We start from the raw sequence: 21,160 nt of genomic DNA on the forward strand, positions 1-21,160 counted from the left end.
CCGTGCGCCGCGACGGCCGTCCGGGCGTACGAGGAACGCGTCGCTCGCACCGGTCCCGTACCGCTCACGGAACTCGCCCCCGGCCAGGCGCACGGGCGGCCCCGGGCCTACGCCAGTTGTCTGCGGACCAGTTCGTGCAGCCGTCCCCCGGTGTCCGCGAGCAGTTCGGCGGGTGGGCCCTGCTGGATGACCTTGCCGTCCTCCATGACGACGACCCGGTCCGCGTCCAGCACCGTCGACAGGCGGTGGGCGATGACGACGCGGGTGGCGTTCAGCTTGCGGGTGCTCTCGATGACCGTGCGCTGCGTGTCGTTGTCCAGGGCGCTGGTGGCCTCGTCGAAGAACAGCAGGCGCGGGCGCCGGATCAGCGCCTGCGCGATCATCAGTCGCTGCCGCTGCCCGCCGGAGATCGCGCCGTTGCCCGCGACGATCGTGTGCAGGCCCATCGGCATCCGCTTGATGTCCTCGGCGAGACCCGCCAGTTCGGCCGCCGCCATCGCCTCCTCCGGCGTGTACGGCTCGGTGCCGCAGATGACGTCCAGGATGGAGCCCGTGAAGGGCTGCGCGTGCTGCAGCACCACCCCGCACTGACGGCGGACCGCCGACTGGTCCAGGGCCGCCAGGTCCTGGCCGTCGTACAGGACGCTGCCCGAGACCGGCCTGTCGAAGCCGATGAGCAGCCTGAGCAGCGTGGACTTGCCGCAGCCGCTGGGGCCGACGATCGCCACGAACTCGCCCGGGCGGACCGCGAAGGACACGTCGTCCAGGACGAGCGGGCCGTCGTCGGCGTACCGGAAGGAGAGCCGGCGTGCCTCCACCGCGCCGGACAGCGGTCCGGGCCGGGTGCTCGCCGTGCGGACCTCGGGCGTGGCGTCCAGGACCGGCCTGATCTCCTCGAACAGCGGCAGCGCCGCCACCGCGGCGACGAAGGAGCCCGTGAGCTGGGTGACCGACGTCAGCACCATCGTCACCGAGGTGTTGAAGGTGAGGAAGGCCGCCGCCGACATGGCGCCCCTCGCCGGGCCCGCCAGCAGCATGAACATCAGCAGCGTGCACACCGGCAGGTAGACCGCGCCCAGCACCGAGGTGATGTTCTTGATCCGGCCGACCTTCTGCTGCAGCTCCCGGCTGCGCGCGAACTCCCGCGCCCAGGCGGCGTACGCGTAGTTCTCCGCCGCCGCCACCCGCAGCTTCGGCAGGCCCCGCAGCGTCTGGAACGCCTGGTTGTTCAGCTTGTTGCCGAGCACCACGAGCCGCCGCTGCCAGCGCACCTGCCACAGCCCGAGCCCGAGGAACACGGCGGCGATGACCACGAGCATGCCGATCGCCGCCATGGCCATCGGCACGCTGAACCAGAACAGCAGCCCCAGGTTCATCGCGCCGACCGTCACCGACTGCGCGACCACCGGGCCGACGCCCGCCAGCAGCCGTCGGATCGCGCTGATGCCCATGGCCGCACTGGCGAGTTCACCGGTGGAGCGCTGGGTGAAGAACCGGGTCGGCAGCCTCAGCAGCCGGTCCCAGACGGCCGGTTGGAGCGCCGCCTCGATACGGCCCTCCAGCCGCAGGATGGTGAGGTTCTCCAGCAGCGTGAACGCGGCCGACACGACCCCGCTGACCATCACCGCCAGGCAGACCTGGACGATCAGGCCCTCCTGGGCCCTCGGCACGTACTCGCCGAGCACCTTGCCCGTCGCGACGGGCACCAGCGCGCCGATCGCCACCGTCACCAGCCCGGCGAGCATCAGGTTGAGCAGGTCGCCGCGGGTGCCGCGCAGGCTGAACCGGAGCAGCGCCGAGGGGGTGAGGCGGCGCTCGGGCAGTGGCCGGTAGAACATCACCGCGCGCGGTTCGAACTCCTCCTCGTTCGCCTTCTCGATCGGCGTCTCACGTCCGGTACCCGGATGCACGGCCACATAGCCGCCGCGCCGCCACAGCAGCGCGACCGGCGCCCCGGACAGTGCCCGGTGCCCGATCAGCGGGCCCACGTTCTCCCGCCACCAGCGCCCGTCCAGACGTACGGCACGGGTGCGTAGCCGGGAGGCCAGGGCCACCCGTTCGACCGGGTCGAGGCGTTCGCTCTCGGTGCCGCTCTGCGCGGGTTCGGCGAGTGTGATCCCGGCCGCCTCGGCGACCAGCCGGCAGGCCGCGTACGTGGCGTCGGCGTCCGCCGCCGTCGTACGGCGGGCCGAGCGCTTGCCGATGGAGGCGAGCAGGGTCTGGTCGGCCTGGGCGCGCACCGCCTCACCGGCCTTGATCCCGGCGGCCGTGCGCGTCTCGTGGGTGCGCTCCAGTTGCTCGATCCATCGGTCCAGCGCGGTCAGCAGCCGGTACTGCTGGTCCACCATGCTCTGCCACAGAGCGGGGTCCATCAGCAGGTCGGCGGCGGCCTCCGCGCCGTACAGGGAGCCGTACTGCACGCTGCCCGGCGGCACCTGCATCCAGAACACGTCGTCGTCCGACGGAGCGGCGGCCCGCTCCTCGGCCATCGGCGCCTGGAAGAGGACGGACAGACCCCGGCCGACGCCCAGCGCGACCGCGTACTCCAGCGGGCTCGTGGCCGGCGGCACATACTGCGGATTGCCGTACTCGTCGTAGGACCAGGTCTGGGTGTTCGCCGGCTGGTACAGCTCGCGCAGATTGATCCGGTGCACCACGCAGTCGCGGACCGGCCGTGCCACCAGTGTGTGCTGGGGGCCGGCGACCGGGCCGAGCAGCAGCGCGCCCGCCTCCAGCCGGCCCAGGTGGTGCCAGTGGCCCTGCTGGGCCGCGTCCACCGCGAACAGGTCCAGGGCTCCGGCCGCGACCAGCCACAGCACCTGCGGACCCTCCAGGTCCAGACGGTTGAACCCGGCGCAGTCGACGCGCGCGCCCAGCGAGCCGAGCGCGCCGAGGACGAGGTCGCCTCCGTACCCCTCCTGAACAGTCGTCATCTCACCGCTCCCTGACCAGCGTGGCGTACGCGCCGCCGCGCGCCACCAGCTCCTCGTGCCGCCCGCGCTCCACGACCGCGCCGTGCTCGAGCACCACGATCTCGTCGCTGTCCCGCACGGTGCTCAGCCGGTGCGCGATCACCACACACGCGCAGCCGCGCCGGCGCAGGTTGTCCATCACGACCAGTTCGGTCTCCGCGTCCAGCGCGCTGGTCACCTCGTCCAGGACGAGGATGCTGGGCCGCCGCACCAACGCCCGTGCGATCTCCAGGCGCTGGCGCTGGCCGCCGGAGAAGTTGCGGCCGTCCTGCTCGACCGCGCTGTGGATGCCGCCGGGCCTGCGCATCACCACGTCGTACAGGGCAGCGTCCTTCAGCGCCTCCACCACGGCCTCGTCCGGGATCGACGGATCCCACAGGGCCACGTTGTCCCGGACCGACCCCTCGAAGAGGAACACGTCCTGGTCGACGAAGGAGACGGAGGCGGCGAGCGCGCCGCGCGGGATGTCCTCCAGACGCCGCCCGTCGATGCGGATCACGCCGTCCCACGGGGTGTACAGGCCGGAAATGAGCCGCGACACGGTGGACTTGCCGCTGCCCGAGCCGCCGACCAGGGCCACCTGTTGCCCGGGGCCCACGATCAGGTCGAACCCGGTCAGCAGGGGCTTGTCCAGCGGGCTGTAGCCGAAGCTGACGTTCTCCAGCTCTACGTGTCCGTGCAGCCGGCGCGTGGATTCGCCTCCGCCGGGGCGGGCGTAGAGCGGGTCGGCCTGGAAGTTCTCCACGTCCTTTAGCCGGGCCACGTCGGCCGCGAAGTCCTGGATGCGCCCCGCCACGCCGTTGAGCCGGGTCAGCGGGGCGGTGAAGCGGGTGACCAGCGCCTGGAAGGCGACCAGCAGACCGACCGAGATGTGCCCCTCGACGGCCCGCAGCCCGCCGATCCACAGGATCAGCGCGCTGTTGAGCGTGGCCAGGGTCGGCGCGACCACACCCAGCCAGGCGCTCGGCACGCCGAGCCGCTGCTGCTCCTCCAGCGTGGTGGCGTGCTGCCCGGCCCACTTGCGGAAGTAGCCGTCCTCGCCGCCGGTCGCCTTCATCGTCTCGATCAGCTGCAGGCCCGTGTACGACGTGTTGGTGAGCCGTGCGGTGTCCGCGCGCAGCTTCGCCGTCCGGGTGGCCCGCAGCCGTACCACCAGCCGCATCGCCACCACGTTGAGCAGGGCCACGCCGATGCCGACGAAGGTCAGCTGGGGGTCGTAGGTGTAGAGCAGGACCGCGTACAGCACGACCACGATCGCGTCCACGCCCGCCGCCGCCAGGTCGCGGGCGAGGGTCTCGGCCACCTGGTCGTTGGACTGCAGCCGCTGCACCAGGTCGGCCGGGGAGCGCTGGGAGAAGAACGTGACCGGCAGCCGCAGCAGATGGCGCAGGAAGCGGGCGCTGGAGAGCGTGGAGGAGATGATCCGGCCGTGCAGCAGGTTGGCCTGCTGGAGCCAGGTCAGCACCAGTGTGAGCAGCACACAGGTGGCCATCGACGCGAAGAGCACGCCGAGCAGCGAGGTCTGCCCGCCGATGAGGAACATGTCGATGTAGGTGCGGCTGAGGGCGGGCACCGCCGCGCCCACCGCCACCAGCAGCAGACTGGCCAGCACGGCGGCGGGCAGGGTGCCCGCGGTGCCGCGTAGCCGGGCCGGCATCGCGCCGAGCACGCCCGGCCTGCGGCCGCCCTTGGTGAAGCCCTCGCCCGGCTCCAGCACCAGCACGACACCGGTGAAGCTGCCGTCGAACTCCTCCATGGGCAAGAACCGGCGGCCCTTGGCGGGGTCGTTGATGTACACCCCGCGGCGGCCGAAGCGGCGGCCCATGCCGTCGTAGACGACGTAGTGGTTGAACTCCCAGAACAGGATGGCCGGTGCCGTGACCTCGGCCAGGGCGGCCAGGTCCATCTGCATGCCCTTGGCCGTCAGACCGTAACCGCGGGCCGCCTTGAGCAGGTTGCTGGCGCGTGAGCCGTCGCGGGAGACACCGCAGGCGATGCGCAGTTCCTCCAGCGGCACGTGCCGGCCGTAGTGGCCGAGCACCATCGCCAGGGAGGCGGCGCCGCACTCGACGGCCTCCATCTGGAGCACGGTGGGGGTACGGACCGTGCCGCCACGGGGTTTGGGGACCGGCCGCTTGGCCGGGGCGGCCCGTCTGCGGCCGCGGGTTTCCGGTGCGGTGGTCACGGGAGCAGCCAATCGACGGGACGCTGGTCGGCCAGCCGGATCGAACCGGAGGCGAGGGTCATGGAGTCGAGCCGGTACGGCGGACCCTCGGCGGTGGACCACCGGTAACCGCTCTTCGTGGCCCGGGACCTGTCCAGGGTCACCAGGACGGCCACCGGGCGTCCCTTGCGGGTGAACTGCTCCCCGAGCTGGCTGTCCCCGAGGAACGCGGAGATCGACTGGGGTGACTGGGCGGTGCGGTCCACCGACTTCACGTGCCCGCGCAGCACGCCGTACCGCTGCGTCGGTACGGAGGACACGGTCAGGTCGACCGAGGCGTGCGCGGGGATGGCCGCGGCGTTCTCGGCGGGCACGTACACGGTGGCGTAGAGCGGGTCGGAGGCGTGGGCGGCCTTCTCGACGGCTGCCACGGTGGTGCCGGTCCGGATGATCTGGCCGATGGTGGCCGCGAGCGCGGTGAGTCGGCCGGCTGCGACCGTGCGGACCAGCGCATCCCCCTGACCCGTGCGGACCTTGAGGACGGGGGCGTCGGCCGGCAGCCGCTCGCCCTGCTCGGCGAGCACGGCCGTCACCTGGCCGGCCACGGGACTCTGCAGCAGGTAGCTGCCCTGCCCGTGGGTGAGGATGGCCTGCGCGCTTACCGTGGAGGCGACCGAACCGGTCACCGCCCACACGGAGGCCGCCGCCATGACGACGACGGTGACGCCGAGCGCGAGCCAGCCCTGGGGGCGGGCCAGCCGCACCGGAAGGTCCAGCTCCTCCGGCGACTGGAGCTTGGCGAGGGCCTGTTGGCGGAACTGCACGGAACTTCCCTCACCCGAGGAGAGACATCGTCACGGCGAACTTCGGGGCATCCGAGAGTCCCGGAACCGGGGGACGGCTCCGGGACTTCGGTGACACCGGGGTGCGGTCAGAGACCGGCGACCAGGTCGGTGACCGGGGCGACGTTCAGGCCGGTGACACCCTGGACGGTGCCGATGGCCGTGTCCACCGCGCCGGCAACCGGGGCAACGCCGTTCAGGGCACCGGTGGCGGTGTTGAGGGCGTTCACGGAAAGACCGCCGGAGACGTTGTCCAGCTCGGCGTCCGAGATCTCGACGGTCTCAACCTGGGGGGTGGAGTTCATGATGGAACTTCCCTTCGTATGGATATTTCACAAGGGGGGAAGCGGCCCCCTCTGGGGACAGACGGACGGCCGCGGCCGCGGGCGCCGGACGCCCGTCTCCGGGAGCCCGGGGTACCCCCGCGATGCGATGGATCAAAGCACGCACGCGGGCCGCGCTTCCAATCAACCAGGCCCCTCACCAGCGCACTTGGCCCCCACACAGCCTCAACCGTGCAGGCTCGTGCACGGCTTGTCGGCGACTCCTTCACACGGCTCACGGCATCGACGCAACCCGGCCCTTGCCTGCCCGGCGGCGAATCCGGCACTCCGCGCCAAAGGCGTGCAGGGGGGCGCGCGAATGTGCAGAACCGGGGGCGGCGGTGACTTGGTTGAGTATTCAATGTGCAGATTCCCTGAAGCAGGGATTCCGGTACATGTTCGGAACGTACTGCTACCGATCAGTGACCGAACGTGTCAGCCCATGAGGGCGTAGACCGTGCTCGCGCGGGCCGCGAGCGCACCCGATCCGGCGTCGCTCAGGGTGATGTCCGCGAACGCCATCCGCCGCCCCAGCTTGGTCAGGACCGCTTCGATCAGGACATCCGAACCGGTCACCGCCCGCTGGAAGGACGTCGACTGCTGAACGGTCGTCATCGGCACGAAGCCGCCCCGCGCGGCCGAGACGGCGATCACCGTCGCCGTGTCGGCGGCCGCCATCAGCGCTTGCCCCGACAGCCCTCCGCCCTCCCGGGCCAGCCGGTCCGACCAGGGCAGACGCAGGATCGCGCGATCCTCGCCCAACTCCTCCACCGACAGCCCGAGGTCGAGCACCCAGGGGGCGAAGTTGACGGAGAGGATCTTGTCGGCTTCGGCGGTGGTCATCGTCATATGGGCGATTCTTCCCGGCCGCGCGGCGCGACACGCGGAGCGTGGCCGATTCGCCGTGGCGACACGGAAGTTGGGAAGCGGAATTGAACGCACCGGGTGACCCGCCCGTACCTACAGCCATCCAGGCGCCCCCGATCAACTGCCCGACAGCGGCAGACCCCCGTCCCCAGGAGGTCGAGAAGTTTGAGTCACAAGCGAATGCCCAAGCGCAAGGCCGCGATAGCGGTGGGCGGTGTCGCGGCGCTCGGAGCGGCAGCCCTCCTGCTGCCCAACGCCAACGCGTCGCAGGACAAGGACCAGGCCTCGGGCGCCGCAGGCACCGCGAAGACCCTGAAGGCGGCTGACGCCTCGGCTCTCGCCGCGCAGCTGCAGAAGGCCCTCGGTGACGCCCTCGCCGGTTCCTACTACGACAGTGCCAAGCAGCAGCTGGTCGTCAACGTGGTCGGCGGCGACAGCAACGTGATCGTGCAGGCGAAGAAGGCCGGCGCCGCCGTCCGTCAGGTCGACAACAGCACCGCGGAACTCAAGACCGCCGCACGGACCCTGAAGACCAAGGCCACGATCCCCGGCACGGCCTGGGCCGTGGACCCGCGCACCGACAAGGTGGTGGTCACCGCCGACTCCAGCGTCACCGGCGCCAAGTGGAACAAGCTCCAGTCGACCGTGCAGGGCCTCGGCTCCGGCATGGCGACCCTGAAGAAGTCCGCCGGCACCTTCAAGACCTTCGTCTCGGGCGGCGACGCCATCTTCTCCCAGGTGCAGGGCGGCAACGTGCGCTGCTCCCTGGGCTTCAACGTCAAGGCCTCCGACGGCAGCCCCGCCTTCCTGACGGCCGGTCACTGCGGTGTCGCCGCCAAGGACTGGTCCGACTCCCAGAACGGCCAGCCCATCGCCACCGTGGACCAGGCCACCTTCCCGGGCAACGACTTCTCCCTGGTGAAGTACAACGACGCCGCCACCCAGGCGCCGAGCGAGGTCAACGTCGGCAACGGCCAGACCGTGCAGATCACCCAGGCCGCCGACGCCACCGTCGGTGCGACCGTCTTCCGGATGGGCTCCACGACCGGCCTGCACAACGGTCAGGTGACCGGCCTCGACGCCACCGTCAACTTCCAGAGCGAGACGGACCCGAACGGCGTCGACACCGTCAACGGTCTCATCCAGACCAACGTCTGCGCCGAGGCCGGCGACAGCGGCGGCTCCCTGTTCACCCAGGACGGCGGGGCGGTCGGCCTCACCTCCGGCGGCAGCGGCGACTGCACCAGCGGCGGCGAGACCTTCTTCCAGCCGGTCACCGCCGCCCTGCAGGCCACCGGCGCCACCCTCGGTGACGGCGGCAACGGCGCCGGCGCGGGCGACCAGGCGGGCGCGGGCGACCAGGCGGGCACCGCCGACCCCTCGGCCTCGGCCGGCGACCAGGCGGGCGCGGGCGACCAGTCCGGCGCCGGCGACCAGGCGGGCGCAGGCGACCAGGCGGGAGGCGACCAGATCGGCACCGCCGACCCGTCCGCCACGGCCGGCGACCAGAGCGGGGCGGGCGACCAGAGCGGAGCCGGTGACCAGAGCGGTGCCGGCACCGGCGAGGGCACGGGCGCCGGAGACCAGTCCGGCGCGGGCGCGGGCGACGCCACCGGCACCGGCGACCAGTCCGGCACCCACTAGCCGTCCCGCGACGGCACTTGGCGGGCGGTCCCCGCACGGGGGCCGGTCGCGCCGTACCGAGACTCCCTGACCGGCCCTCAGCGGTTCCGGCCGGCAGGGGCGGTCCGGCCCTCCGGCGGGAGGGCCGGACCGCGGTCGTCCAACCCGCGGGCTCAGCCGCACCCCTGGGCCCGCAGCAGCAGCACCGCCACGTCGTCCACCCGTTCGCGTGCCGCCGCGCTGTGCCGTACCAGCTCGTCGGCCAGGTTCTCCAGCGGCTGGTCGCCGGCCTCCGAGAGCAGGGCGCCGAGGTCGACCAGGGAGTCCTCGATGTCCATGCCGGGCGACTCCACCAGCCCGTCCGTGTAGAGGACGAGGACCGAACCGGGGGCCAGGGACACCTCGGTGGTCGGGTACGTGGCCGACGCGTCGATCCCCAGCAGCGGCCCACCGGCGAGGTCCAGGACCCGCACCCGTCCGTCCGGGCGTCTGAGCAGGGGCGGCGGATGCCCGGCGCGGGCCATCACGGCCTGCCCGCGGGCCGGGTCGAGCCGCAGGTACAGACAGCTGGCGAACAGGTCGGCCCCGAGGTCGATGAGCAGCCGGTTGGTGCTGCGCATCACCTCCTGCGGTGTCTGGCCCACCGTGGTGTACGCCCGTACGCCGGTGCGGATCTGCCCCATCAGCGCCGCCGCCGTCACGTTGTGCCCCTGGACGTCCCCGATCACCGCCGCCGCCAGCGGACGGGCCGGGACGAGGTCGTAGAAGTCGCCACCGATCTCCATGCCCTGAGTGGCCGGCAGATACCGCGCCGCCGCCTCGATGCCGGGCAGCCGCACCAGCGAGTGCGGCAGCAGCGACTGCTGCAGCCCCTGCGCCAGCCGGTGCTTGGCGTCGTACAGCAGGGCACGCTCCAGGGCCTGCGCGATCAGGCCGCCGAGGCTGGTCAGGACCGCCCGCTCGTCGGCGGGGAAGACATGCGGCTCGGCGTACGCCAGCACACAGGTGCCGACCGGCCGCCCGGACGCGATCAGCGGCAGATACGCCCAGGCCGCGAACCCGTCCGGTGTCTCGTGCCGGTTCGGGTACAGACGCTCCAACTGGTCCCGCGATTCGAAGAACGCCGGCACCCCGCTGCTCAGCGCGTGGGTGCCGGGGGTGCGCTCGCTCAGCGGCAGCCCGTCGAACCGCTCCACGACGTGCGGGTCGGAGTACCCGCGGTGTCCCAGCACGTGCAGCCGCCCGGCCTGTGAGCCGAGGACCACCATCGCCTGGCTGCCGACCGCCGGGGCCACCTCGTCCCACACCAGCTGCACCACGTCCTGCACCCCCACCGCCTCGGTCAGCGCCCCGGCCAGGCTCAGCACCTGGGAGATGGTCACCAGCCGCGAGGGCCCCCGCTCCGACTGCGGCGCACTCCGCGCCATGTCCGCGACGGCCCGGGCCCGGCTGATGCGCACGCTCAGCCCGGTCGTGCTCGGATACAGCCGGAAGGACAGCCACTCGCCCGGTGGGCGCAGCGCCACGAACGACGTCACCTCCTGGCTGATCAGGGCGGCCCGGTAACGGTCCTCGTACATCGGGTCGTTCAGCCACGGCACCGACACCCAGGGCAAGGTCCCCAGCAGTTCGCGGACGGGACGGCCGATCATCTCGGCGGCGGCCGTGTTGGCGAAGACGATCCGGCCGTGCAGATCCAGCGACACCAGCCCGTACGGCAGCCGGGACACCATCCGTACCGCCTCCACCGACCCCAGCGTGTCCGCCACGCCCGACACCGGGGTCGCCAGCAGATCGGACTCGGGCCCGAGCGGCCGGTTCTCGGCGGTGGCCCGCTCGAGCCGCAGGGCCAGCCGCTCGCAGGCCGCCGTCAGATGCTCGCGCTCCCAGGCGGGCAGCTCAGCGGGATGCGCACCCGGCCAGGTCACGAAGACGGCGCCGTACACCGTGCCCGCACGCGCCACCGGCACCGCGGCCAGCGCGAACGGGTACGGCAGCACCACCGCGATCCGCGGATAGCGGCGGGCCATCTCCTCCTCGCCGCTCACCCACACCAGCCGCCGCTCCCGCACCGCGTCCGCGACCGGAATCGGCGCGCTCAGGCCCACCCGCTCCCACGGCGCGGCGAACGCCCGGGGCATGCCCGCCATCACGGCCATCTCCAGCACCGGCTCATCGGGCCGGAGCAGGTACACCGCGCCGGAGTGCGCGTGCACCTCCTCGAGCATCGCGGCCAGCGCGAGCGACAGCAGCGGTTCGCCGGCCGGCGCCCTGGCGGTCGCCGGGGCCCGCGCCTGCCCTGGCCCGTCGGACACGCCGACCACCTCCTCGTACGGCCGCGCGTCGCATCCCGGGGACAAGGCTCCCTCGCGGATGCGTCCGGCGCACGGCGAGCGCCTCTCGGGTGCCGCGGACGGTCCGCGCTCACCTGCGAAGGAGCACCGTCACCTCGGATGCCCGTGGATACCCCGTCCGGCCCGGACCATGCCCCCAGAGCTGATGCGCGCTGTTGCGTACGGGCGCCCTGTGTGCGCCCCCACGCACCTTGATGGCCGGATCTCCGCGCCCCCGAACGGTGACGGCCGCCAAGAATGGGGCACGCGCTCACCACCCGGGAGAACGGGGACATGAGGCGGCGAAGGACGGCCTACTGGAGGGGGAAGGCAGTGATTCGGGTACTTCTGGTGCACGACGCGTGTCTGGTGCGGTCGGTCCTGGCCGAATGGCTACGGCGGGAACCGGGTCTTCAGGTGGAGGACACGCCGTGGCGTGCCGCGGCCTTACGGGTGCGTTCCTTATGTCCGGACGTGTGCGCGGCCGACCTGGACTGCGGCGACGGTCACGGTGTGCCGCCGCTCGGGGACCTGTGCCCGCCCGGCACGGGCGGCCGGCCGCCCGCGCTCGTGGTCCTCGCGAGCGCGAACAGACCGGGGCTCCTGAAGCGGGCCGCCGAGGCAGGGGCGCTCGGCTTCGTCGACAAGGCGGGCTCACCGGACAGGCTGGTGCGCGCGATCCGCATGGTCGCCGAGCGGGAACGTTACGTCGACGCCTCGCTGGGCTTCGGCTTCCTCAAGGCGGCACAGATGCCGCTGACCCGGCGCGAGCTGAGCGTGCTGTCCCTGGCGGCCGGCGGGGCGTCCATAGCGGAGATAGCGGGAAGCCTGCACCTGTCCCACGGCACGGTGCGCAACTACATGGCGGCGATCACCCGCAAGACCGGCGCGCGCAACCGCGTCGATGCGATCCGGATATCGCGGGGAGAGGGCTGGGTGTGATCACCGGGCCGGCGCGGACGGCTCCACCGTCCAGCCGCCGACCAGATCCCGGTACAGGGCCGAGGCCCGCAGCAGTTCGTCGTGCGTCCCGCAGACGGTGCGCGGGCCGTCCATCACCAGCACCCGGTGGGCGCGCCGGGCCGAGCTGATGCGGTGGGCGACGACCACCAGGGTGCCGCCCGGGCGCGTCGCGAACGCCCGCTCGGCCCGGGCCTCCGCCTCCGGGTCGAGATGGCAGGTGGCCTCGTCGAGCAGGGCGAGCGGCGCGTGCGCGAGATAGGCCCGGGTCAGCGCGACCAGCTGCCGCTCGCCCGCCGACAGCGCGGCCGGGTCGACCCGGGCCGCGGGTCCGCCCAGCGTCCGCAGCAGCGGGGTCAGCCCGACCGCCTCGGCGGCGGCCAGCAGCTCCGCCGCCGGCACCGGGTCCGGGCGGAAAAGGCCCAGGTTCTCGGCGAGGGTGCCGCCGTGGACGTACGCCTCCTGCGGGACCAGCACGCGGGACGCGGCCGCCGCCGGGCCCGGCACGGCATGCCCGTACACCCGGATCACCCCTTCGCGGGGCTCCAGCAGCCCCGCGACCAGCCCGGTGAGCGTCGACTTCCCGATGCCGCTCGGTCCCACGACGGCTAGGTGGCCGCCGGCCGGGACGGTGAGGTCGAGACCGTCGAGCACGGGCTCACTCGCGGGACCGTGGGCGAAGGCGACGGAGGCGAGGGCGAGGGCCGGCGGCGAGACGGTCGTCGGCGCCACCGGGGGCTCGGGCCGGTCGTCCGCCCGCGCTGCCTCCGGGACCGTCGCCGGACTCAGCCGGCGCAGGACGACGGTGAGGCGTGAGCCGCTGGTGCCGAGGCCGTGGACGAGGTTCTGCAGGGCGGGGAGCAGGGACTGGGTGACGTAGGCGAGGGCCCCGACCAGCGCACCCGGGGTCACACCGTGGCCCAGCAGCCAGGGTGCGGCGGCGAGCAACAGGACCACGGGCAGTTCGCCGCCCACCGCCAGCGCGGCCACACGGGCCACGCTCCAGCGGGCCAGGGCGCGGGCGGCCCGCCGCTCCGCCTCGATCGACCGGCCGGTGCCGGCCGCCACCTGTGCCTCGGCGCCCGCCGCCGTGACGTCCCGCAGCCCCCCGCACACCGCGCCCAGGTTCTCGGCGAGTGCCTCGTCCGCGGCGAGGAAGGTCTCCTGACGCCGGGCCAACGGCCGCAGGGTCGCCGTGAACAGGCACACCCCGGCCAGCAGCGGTGGCGCGACGACCGTCAGCAGCAGCGGATCCAGCGAGAACAGGCCGATCAGCGCACCGGCGGCGGTGAACAGGAACGAACGGGAGACCATCACCAGGCCCGCGAGGGTGTCCCGGGCGATCTCCACCTGCTGGGTGAGGCCGGACAGCGCCCCGGCGTCCGCCTCCCGCACCCCGCGCCGCACCACGGTGGCCACCAGCCGGTCCCGCACCGGTTCGACCAGCGCGGCGACCACGCCGTACACCCGCCCGGTCCCGTACGCCCCGGCGCCCACCGCGAGCCCGGCGGCCCCCAGCCACTGCAGGCCCGTCCGCGTGTTCCCGGCCAGGAACCCGGCGTCCAGCGCACGCGCCAGCGCGTAGCCGGCCAGAAAGGTCTGCCCGGCTTCCAGAACGGACCAGAGGCCCAGCCGCAGCAGTACACGCCACCGTGCGCGCAGTGCCCGCAGTGTCCGGATCCGTGCGCTCACGTTTCGTCCTCCGGTTCGAACACCGCTCGGTACTCCTTGTCCCGCCACAGTGCGGAGTGCGTGCCCACCGCCCGCAGGCGGCCCCCGTCCAGCCAGGCGACCGTGTCGGCGCGGGCCGCGGTGGCCGCGCGGTGGGCGATCAGCAGCCGGGTCGGGCCGGTGCCCGAGGCCAGGAGGACCTGGGTGATCTGGTGCTCGGTGACCGTGTCGAGGCTGGAGAGGGCGTCGTCGAGGATCAGCAGCCGGCCGCCGTGGGCGAAGGCGCGGGCGAGGCCCAGGCGCTGGGCCTCGCCGCCGGAGTGCGGCGTGTCGGCGCAGGGGGTGGCGTAGCCGTGGGGCAGACGGCGGACGAAGGCGTCGGCGCGGGCCGTGCGCGCGGCGGACCGGATCCGGTCGGGGGAGGGGGCGGTGAGCCCGAACGCGATCGTGTCCTCGACGGTCCTGCCGAGCAGGGCGGGGCGCTCGAAGGCGTAGGAGACCGCGCGGCGCAGCTCGGCGTGGGCCAGGGCGCGCAGCGGGACTCCGTCGAGCAGGACCTCGCCCGTGTCCGGGTCGGCCAGCCGTCCCGCGAGTTCGGCGAGCAGGGACTTGCCGGTCCCGGAGCGGCCGACGACGGCGAGGACGGTGCCGCCCGGCACCTCCAGGTCGACGCCGTCCAGGACGGTGCGGCCGCCCCGGCGGGCCGTCACCCCCCGCAGCTCCAGCCGCCCGGGGCCGGCCGGCAGGCGGCGGGTGCCGTGCCCGGGCGCCGGTTCGGCCAGCACCTCGGCGAGCCGGCCGGTCGCCGCGCGGGCCCGGGAGAGCGCGGCCAGTTGTCCGACCAGCACGCCGACCCCCGTCGCCAGCACCGCGTACCGGGAGGCGGCCAGCAGTTCGCCCACCGACAGCCGGTGCCGGGCGAGCAGCAGCCCGGCCACCGCCATCACGCCAAGGTTCAGCAGCGGTGCCACGGTGACCGCCTGCGCGGCGGCCCGCCCCTGCACGCGCCACATGCGGTGCCCGGCCCGGGACAGCTCGGGCAGCGGCGCGAGGATCCGGTCCGTCTCCCGGTCCTCGGCGCCCGCGGCCCGGATGGTGCGGAAGCCGCCGACCGCCTCCGCGAGAGCGGCCGCGATCCGGCCCTGCACCCGCTGGTAGTCCGCCACGCACGCCGAGGTGTCCCGGGCGAAGGCACGCAGCAGCAGCGCCAGGACCGGCGCTCCGGCCAGCAGGACGGCCACCAGCCACGGGTCGATGAGGCCGAGCGCCACCACACCCCCGACCGGCCCGGCGAGCGCGGCGACCAGCGCGGCCACCGCACCCGGCGCGGTCCCGGCCTGCGCGGCGTTGCCGACCAGCCGCGCCACGAGATCACCGGACCCGAACCGGGCGCCGGCCCGCGGGCCCAGGGCCAGGACGTGCCCGGTGACCCGGCCGCGCAGCCACGCGGTGGACCGGGCGTCGACGGTGCCGGTGAGCACGCCCGCACACCCGTCGAGCACGGCGAGCAGCAGCACCAGGCCCGCGCAGCAGGCCACCCAGCGGGCCGCCGGAGCGCGGGCGAGCAGCAGGTCGAGGGCCCGGCCGAGTGCGGCGGGCAGCAGCAGTCCGGCGGCCGTGCCGGCCGTGGTCACGGCGCACAGGGCGGCACAGCGGGCACCGCCGTGCCGGAGCACGGCACGCGAGAGACGATCGGGTGCGTCGGGACGGGTCGGCATCGGCTGCGGCCTCGCGTCGGATCGGACGGGAAGGCCCCGTACGGCACCCTCCCGTGCGGACGGGAAGGCTCCGGACAGCCTCTCCCGCATGAGGAGAGGACCGCCCGGAGCCGTGGAGTCACCTGCCCCGTCAGAGACAGAGCAGAACGCTCGCCGCCGAGACGCAGGAGAGCAGGCTCACCGTGCTCGCGCCGCCGTGGGTGTGCTCCTCGGACTCGAGGGTCTGCAGGTCGAGAAGTGCCATGATCGTGTCCTTTCCCTGTTTGGGGACGGGGGTTGTGTCACGACTCCGTCAGTTCGCGGAGCCGCGTGTGTGGGCCGCCGGTGGCGGCGGCAGGAAGGGCAGGTGCGCGGTGGGCTCGGCGTCGAGGGCCGACGCGAGCGCCAGCAGACAGCCGGCCGTTCCGGTGGCGAGGTCCATGGAGAGCCGCATCATCTGGTGCCCGGGGAAGGCGAGTTGGCCCTGATAGGCCATCGCGAACCAGCCGAGCCCCGCGATCTGCTGCTCCAGCCGGTCCCGCCCGGCGCCCGGCGCGGAGCCGCGGGCGAGGTGCAGGACCATTCCGGCGCGGCCCTGGAAGAGGCCGGGCTGCGCGTAGAAGCGGGAGGTGGCCGCGGTGAGGATACCGGCCCGGGCCCGCCCGAACTCCTTCGTGGCGTCGGCCGCGTGGGCGAGGAAGGCCGCCTCCCGGCCGTCGTCGGCCTCCCGGCCGGCGGCCGCGGCCCGCACGAGGGAGCCGTCGTCGCCCGTCAGCGCCAGGTAGTCGTCGAGGACCAGGCCGATCCCCACGCTGCCGTCCCCGAGGTACGGCAGCGTGCGCCAGCCCTCGTCCACCTCCAGACCGCCGCCCGCCTGGACGACGCAGCAGGCCAGGTCGCGGCGGAGGGCCTCGGCCGCCGCCACGAGCAGGCGGGCCTCGCCCGTCTCCTCGTACCGCCGCAGCAGGAACAGCGCGGGCCCGCTCGCGCCGCGCAGCAGCCCGGCCCGCCGCCGGGGCGTGTCCGGCACCGGTTCGGTGAGCCGTCGTACCAGGATCTCGGCGGCCTCGGCGGCCCGGTCGCGCAGTTCCGGCTCGCCGGTCGACTCCGCCAGGCGGCCGAGGACCAGGCCGAGTCCGGACAGGCCGCCGTGCAGGTCGGAGGAGAGATTGTGCCAGTTCTCCCGCAGGATGCCGTCGATCAGGTCCAGCGCCCGCTGCCGGTGGCCGAGCAGGTCGAGGACCAGGGCCACGCCCGCGAGACCGTCGTACAGACCGAGCGGGGTGCCGGGCGGCGGCGGTGCCGTGCGCTCCAGCAGCCAGCGCTCGCCCTCGTCGTACCGGACGGCGCCGGAGACCTCCAGTGCGTACAGCACCCCGGCCGCGCCGTGCGCGAGCCCGAGGCCGCCGCCGTCGGAGAACTGGGCTATGTCGCCGGGAAAGAGCCGGTCGGCGCGCTCCGGGGTCGCGGAGGCGAGGATCGCCTTCACCATCGAGTCCCGGCTGTACGGCCAGTCGCCCGGCACCACCAGCGGCGCCGAGGTACGACGGCCTGGCCCGCCCGCCGTGTCCCGGGTGATCTCGGCGACCGCCTCGTCCAGGAAGGCGCGCGGCACGTCCGGGAACTGCTCTGTGATCACGTCCGCCAGATGCGCCGCCTTCCCGCGGTCCACCACGAACAGCGTGGTCACGGGCAGGAACAGGGCCAGGCGCAGACAGGCCAGCGCATACCGGTCGACATCCTTGCCACGGCGGTCCGGCGGGGCGAAGAAGCCGGGGTGGGCCACCGTCTGCCGGCCGTTCTCCGCGGCCGGCGCCGCCGCCTCGAAGTCGATCAGGTACACCGTCTCGTCGTCCGGCGCGACCATGACGTTGAACACGTGCAGGTCGTTGAAGACCAGCCCGCGCGCGTGCATCGCCTCCACCGCCCGCTCCACGGCCCGGTGGACGCGCAGCGCCCACGCCGTGTAGGCGGCGACCTTCGCCGGGTCGGGGTCGGCGGTGAGCAGCGGGTGCCGTTCGGCGAAGAACGAGTTGAGCGGGCGGCCCTCGAGGAAGTCCATCACCAGGAAGCGGTGGTCCCCGAGCGTGAACCAGTCCCGCACCTCGGGCACCACACCGGTCCCGGCGGCCCGTTCCAGCGCGGCTTTCTCCCGCTCCAGCCGGGCCACCGCGTCCGCGCCGTCGGCGGCGAGCCCCGCGTGCGGACGTCCCTCCTTCAGCACCACCCGGCGCCCGTCCCGGGTGTCCGTGCCGACGTACACCCCGCCGCCGTTGGAGAAGTGCAGGGCCTTCTCGATGCGGTACGGCAGTTCGCCGACCGTCGTGGTGTTGCGGGCCTCGAGGTGCGGGCGCAGGAACTCCGGGAGCGTGACCCACTCCGGCACCTGGAAGGACGGATCCCGCCGGTCCGGCACCAGGCGCCCCTCGCCGTCGGCCACCGCCGGCACCAGCGAGCCGCGCTCGTCGACGACGTACCGGCGCGCGAAGGCGCCGTAGCGGACGTAGAGGGGCCCGTCGGACCAGCGCAGGTCGGTCAGGATGTACGGCCCCTCGCAGCCCTCCAGCAGGGCGCCCAGCTCGCGCAGCACCTCGTGCAGCCGCTCCTCGTCGGCCGGGTAGACGGTGACGAACTTGCCGCTGGTGTCGCGGCCCGCGTACTTGGCGTTGCGCAGGTGCAGCAGATGCGGGGCCGGCACGAACTTGAACGGGATGCGGCGCGGCACGCAGTAGTCCCACACGATCGCGGCGATCCTTTCGGCGTTCGCCGCCGTCGCCGAGGAATGGATCTTCCAGCCCTGCGCGGGGGAGGGGAGCGGCGCGCCGTCGTCGCCGAGCGGGGTGAGTGTCAGCCAGTCGCCGGAGCGCGCCGCGTGCCAGCCGTCCGGGACCGCGCGACGCGCCGTGGCGAACTGCGGCGCCGGCTCGTTCCCGTCCGCCGACAGCCGGTCGGGCGTGTCGTAGAAGTGCCCGTCGGCGAGCGCGTACACCTCGTACCGCTTGTCCATGCGCCTTGCGCCCCTTCCTCCCGATGACGGGGTCGACACTCGCAGCAGGCGGAAGGTCGCGGACAGTCACCGCTGTCATGACATCCACGTGCGGAACGCACGCGTAAAGATGTGTTCGGCGGCTTTCGAGCGAGCCTGGGCCCGCGCGACGCGCGAAGCGTTCACAGGGGCTGCGCAGGCGGCTCATACGCGCTGTAATGGCCAAGTGGCCAGTGAGGGTGCTGCGGTGCGCAGAACGAGAACCGAGCGTGCCGAAACGGCCCTTGAAACGCTCATCGACATGCCCGCCTCCCCCGACCGGCTGCGCCGGGTTCTCGAACAGGCGCTCGTTTTTGCCGGGGCGGCGTTCGTGGGGGTCTACGCGCCCGGCGCCGACCCCGCGGTGCTGTGCCTTGCCGAGTCGGCGGGGCTGCCGCGCACGCTGTACGGCCTGCGCGACGGCTATCAGGCCGCGGGCGGCTCGCCGCCGGCCGAGGCCCACCGCACCGGGCGGCCCCGCTGGCTCGGCCCGGCCGAGCTGGCCGACTGCCCCGAGGCGCGCCGGACACCGTCCCCCGACTTCTCCCTGGCCGCGCTGCCGCTCGGTCCCCCCGGCAGCGGCTGTCTGCTTGCCGTCACCGAGCACCCGGGCGGCTTCGGCACCGACGACCGCGCCTGCCTGGAGCTGATCGCGCGGGCGGTCGCCGTGCCCGCACCGCCCGGCACCGCCGCCGACACCGGCGAACTGGCCGCCGACACGTTCAGCCTGGCCGTGGACACCGGCCGGGTCGAGGTCGGCGACACGATCCTGCGGCTCTTCGGGCTCGGCCGGGAGGAGTTCGACGGCAAGGTGGAGACGCTGCTCGGCCTCACCGTGCCCGAGGACCTGCCCGCCCTGATGTCGGTGGTCGAGGCCGACCACATGTCCATCGGCGAACGCGAGCTGGAGTTCCGCGTCCTGCAGCCCTCCGGGCCGCCCAAATGGCTGCGGCTGCGCGGCCGGCTGCTCCCCGGCGGCGAGGGCCGCCCGACCCGGGTCGTCGGCACCGTCGCGGACGCCTCGACGCTGCGCTCCGACGTCACCGACGTGGCCCGGGTGCAGCGCCTGGCCGCCGCCCTCGCCATGGCCGGCACCGTCAAGGACGTCGGCCAGGCCGTCGTCGCCGCCCTGCGCAAACCCCTCCAGGCCGACCGCATCGCGCTGGCCGAGCTGGAGAACGACCGTCTCGTCGTCACCGTCCTCGACCCGCCCGAACCCGAGGTGTGGCCCGAGCTGTGGCGCTCCGAGTGGCGCACCGAGTGGCCGGACGCGCCGGTGCGCGCCATGCCCACCCTCGCCGCCGCACTGCGCGAGGGCCGCTCGCGCATCTGGCCCGCCGGCACCCCGCTGGAGCCCGCCCTCGCCGAGGTGGGCCCCGGCGGCCTCGCCGTACTGCCGCTGCCCGCCGCCGGCCGCATGGCCGGAGCCTGCCTGATCGGCTGGGACCAGCCGCACGAGTTCGCCCCCGACGAGCGCGCCCTGCTCACCGCCTCCGCCGGCCTCGCCGGGCAGGCCCTGCTCCGCGCCCACGCCTTCGACGCCGAGCACGAACTCGTCGGCATGCTCCAGCGCACCCTCCTGCCGCGCCGCCTGCCCCGGCTGCCCGGCGCGGTCGCCGTCGCCCGCTACCTGCCCACCACCGCCGGGCTCGAGGTCGGCGGCGACTGGTACGACGTCATCCCGCTCGTCGACAACCACGTGGCCTTCGTCATCGGTGACGTCCAGGGGCACAACGCCGGTGCCGCCACCCTGATGGGCCAGATGCGCACCGCCCTGCGCGCCTACGCCGTGGAGGGCCACGCCCCGGACGTGGTCGTCGCGCACGCCAACCGGCTGCTGCTGGACATGGAGACCGACCTCTTCGCCACCTGCTGCTACGTCGACGTCGACATGGAGCAGGGCACCGCCTGGTGCGTCCGCGCCGGTCATCTGCCGCCGGTGCTGCGCCACCCGGACGGCTCCACCGAGATCGTCGAGGCCGAGGGTGGCCCGCCGCTCGGCGTGCTCACCCAGTCCGAGTTCCCGATGACCCCGCTCAGGCTCCAGCCCGGCACCGTCCTGGCGCTCACCACCGACGGACTGGTGGAGTCCGCCGAGGCCGACATCGACGTGGGCCTGGACCGGCTCGCCCACGAACTCGCCGTAGCCGACCCCGGCCACCTCGGCCTGGTCGCCGACGCCCTGCTGACCGGTGCCCACCGCGGCGACGACGTCGCCCTGCTGCTGATGCGCTACGACGGCATGGCGGTGCGCCCGCTGCGCGAGACCTGGACCGTGTGGCGGGTTCCCGAAGCCGTGCGGCACGCCCGCCGCTTCACCCGGCGCACCCTGCGCACCTGGGGCGTCTCGCCCGACACCATGGACGCGGCCCTGCTGGTCGTCTCCGAGCTGGTCACCAACGCCCTCGTGCACACCGGCGGCCAGGTCCGCCTCGACCTCACTCTGGTCAACCACCGGCTGCGGCTGGCCGTGGCCGACGGCTCGCCGCGCAGCCCGGTCAAGCCCACCAGCATCGGCTGGGAGGCCACCGGCGGCCGCGGCATCCTGCTGGTCGAGGCCGTCTCCGCGGCCTGGGGCACGGTGCCGGTCAGCGGCGGCAAACTGGTGTGGGCGGATCTCGTACCCGACGACTGAGCCGCCACTCGGGTACCGGTGCGGACCCCGCACGGCAGGTCGGGAGGC

General features: G+C 73.8%; 13 protein-coding genes. 3 read left to right on the top strand and 10 right to left on the bottom strand.

Annotation, left to right across the window (positions count from 1 at the left end; genetic code table 11):
* Nucleotides 1-107: 107 nt before the first annotated feature.
* From AC07CM_RS22810 to AC07CM_RS22830, 5 genes are all read right to left on the bottom strand, one after another.
* Nucleotides 108-2,933 carry an NHLP bacteriocin export ABC transporter permease/ATPase subunit gene (locus AC07CM_RS22810; RefSeq protein WP_478878263.1) on the bottom strand — a complete coding sequence of 942 codons (2,826 nt, stop codon included), beginning with the start codon at nt 2,931-2,933 and terminating at the stop codon, nt 108-110.
* Nucleotide 2,934: 1 nt separating this feature from the next.
* On the bottom strand, nt 2,935-5,157 hold the full coding sequence (locus AC07CM_RS22815) for an NHLP family bacteriocin export ABC transporter peptidase/permease/ATPase subunit (RefSeq protein WP_478878264.1): 2,223 nt from the start codon (nt 5,155-5,157) through the stop codon (nt 2,935-2,937).
* On the bottom strand, nt 5,154-5,960 hold the full coding sequence (locus AC07CM_RS22820) for a hypothetical protein (protein ID WP_478878265.1): 807 nt from the start codon (nt 5,958-5,960) through the stop codon (nt 5,154-5,156). Before AC07CM_RS22820 ends, AC07CM_RS22815 begins: the two co-directional genes overlap by 4 nt.
* A gap of 107 nt (nt 5,961-6,067) precedes the next feature.
* The gene (locus tag AC07CM_RS22825) at nt 6,068-6,283 is read right to left on the bottom strand and encodes a type A2 lantipeptide (protein WP_478878266.1); all 216 of its coding nucleotides are present in this window, start codon (nt 6,281-6,283) and stop codon (nt 6,068-6,070) included.
* Between the two features lie 453 nt (nt 6,284-6,736).
* Nucleotides 6,737-7,150, bottom strand: a complete 414-nt coding sequence (locus AC07CM_RS22830; RefSeq protein WP_478878267.1) for a PaaI family thioesterase — start codon at nt 7,148-7,150, stop codon at nt 6,737-6,739.
* A 198-nt stretch (nt 7,151-7,348) separates the two neighbouring features.
* Between AC07CM_RS22830 and AC07CM_RS22835 the strand changes: the two genes are divergently transcribed.
* Nucleotides 7,349-8,812, top strand: coding sequence for a S1 family peptidase (locus AC07CM_RS22835; RefSeq protein ID WP_478878316.1), 1,464 nt, complete (start codon nt 7,349-7,351; stop codon nt 8,810-8,812).
* 152 nt (nt 8,813-8,964) lie between these two features.
* Here AC07CM_RS22835 and AC07CM_RS22840 read toward each other — a convergent pair whose 3' ends face one another.
* Entirely contained in the window at nt 8,965-11,106 is a 2,142-nt protein-coding gene (locus AC07CM_RS22840) for a SpoIIE family protein phosphatase (RefSeq protein ID WP_478878268.1), read from the bottom strand.
* A 351-nt stretch (nt 11,107-11,457) separates the two neighbouring features.
* On the opposite strand from AC07CM_RS22840, the gene AC07CM_RS22845 reads away from it, so the two are divergent.
* The gene (locus AC07CM_RS22845; protein ID WP_478878269.1) at nt 11,458-12,066 is read left to right on the top strand and encodes a LuxR C-terminal-related transcriptional regulator; all 609 of its coding nucleotides are present in this window, start codon (nt 11,458-11,460) and stop codon (nt 12,064-12,066) included.
* Here the strand turns inward: AC07CM_RS22845 and AC07CM_RS22850 are convergent, their stop codons facing one another.
* The 4 genes from AC07CM_RS22850 to lanKC form a co-directional block, all read right to left on the bottom strand.
* A complete protein-coding gene (locus AC07CM_RS22850) occupies nt 12,067-13,776 on the bottom strand; it encodes an ATP-binding cassette domain-containing protein (protein WP_478878270.1) in 1,710 nt (569 codons plus the stop codon). It lies immediately after the preceding gene.
* Nucleotides 13,773-15,473 (bottom strand): ABC transporter ATP-binding protein, encoded by a 1,701-nt coding sequence (locus AC07CM_RS22855; RefSeq protein WP_478878271.1) that lies wholly within the window; start codon nt 15,471-15,473, stop codon nt 13,773-13,775. The genes AC07CM_RS22850 and AC07CM_RS22855 overlap by 4 nt, the downstream gene beginning before the upstream one ends.
* A gap of 130 nt (nt 15,474-15,603) precedes the next feature.
* Nucleotides 15,604-15,717, bottom strand: a complete 114-nt coding sequence (locus tag AC07CM_RS22860; protein ID WP_478878272.1) for a SapB/AmfS family lanthipeptide — start codon at nt 15,715-15,717, stop codon at nt 15,604-15,606.
* A 48-nt stretch (nt 15,718-15,765) separates the two neighbouring features.
* Nucleotides 15,766-18,459, bottom strand: a complete 2,694-nt coding sequence (gene lanKC, locus AC07CM_RS22865; RefSeq protein WP_478878273.1) for a class III lanthionine synthetase LanKC — start codon at nt 18,457-18,459, stop codon at nt 15,766-15,768.
* A gap of 205 nt (nt 18,460-18,664) precedes the next feature.
* Here lanKC and AC07CM_RS22870 point away from each other — a divergent pair, with 205 nt between their 5' ends.
* Nucleotides 18,665-21,112 carry a SpoIIE family protein phosphatase gene (locus AC07CM_RS22870; protein WP_478878274.1) on the top strand — a complete coding sequence of 816 codons (2,448 nt, stop codon included), beginning with the start codon at nt 18,665-18,667 and terminating at the stop codon, nt 21,110-21,112.
* The last annotated feature ends 48 nt before the right edge of the window (nt 21,113-21,160 follow it).

The organism is Streptomyces sp. NPDC044061 (assembly GCF_056434305.1).

Excerpts from the sequence above, each read along its gene's own strand:
- AC07CM_RS22810 (WP_478878263.1), bottom strand. The coding sequence starts at position 2,933 with ATGACGACTGTTCAGGAGGGGTACGGAGGCGACCTCGTCCTCGGCGCG.
- AC07CM_RS22825 (WP_478878266.1), bottom strand. The coding sequence starts at position 6,283 with ATGAACTCCACCCCCCAGGTTGAGACCGTCGAGATCTCGGACGCCGAG.
- AC07CM_RS22830 (WP_478878267.1), bottom strand. The coding sequence starts at position 7,150 with ATGACGATGACCACCGCCGAAGCCGACAAGATCCTCTCCGTCAACTTC.
- AC07CM_RS22835 (WP_478878316.1), top strand. The coding sequence starts at position 7,349 with ATGCCCAAGCGCAAGGCCGCGATAGCGGTGGGCGGTGTCGCGGCGCTC.
- AC07CM_RS22855 (WP_478878271.1), bottom strand. The coding sequence starts at position 15,473 with ATGCCGACCCGTCCCGACGCACCCGATCGTCTCTCGCGTGCCGTGCTC.
- AC07CM_RS22860 (WP_478878272.1), bottom strand. The coding sequence starts at position 15,717 with ATGGCACTTCTCGACCTGCAGACCCTCGAGTCCGAGGAGCACACCCAC.
- lanKC (WP_478878273.1), bottom strand. The coding sequence starts at position 18,459 with ATGGACAAGCGGTACGAGGTGTACGCGCTCGCCGACGGGCACTTCTAC.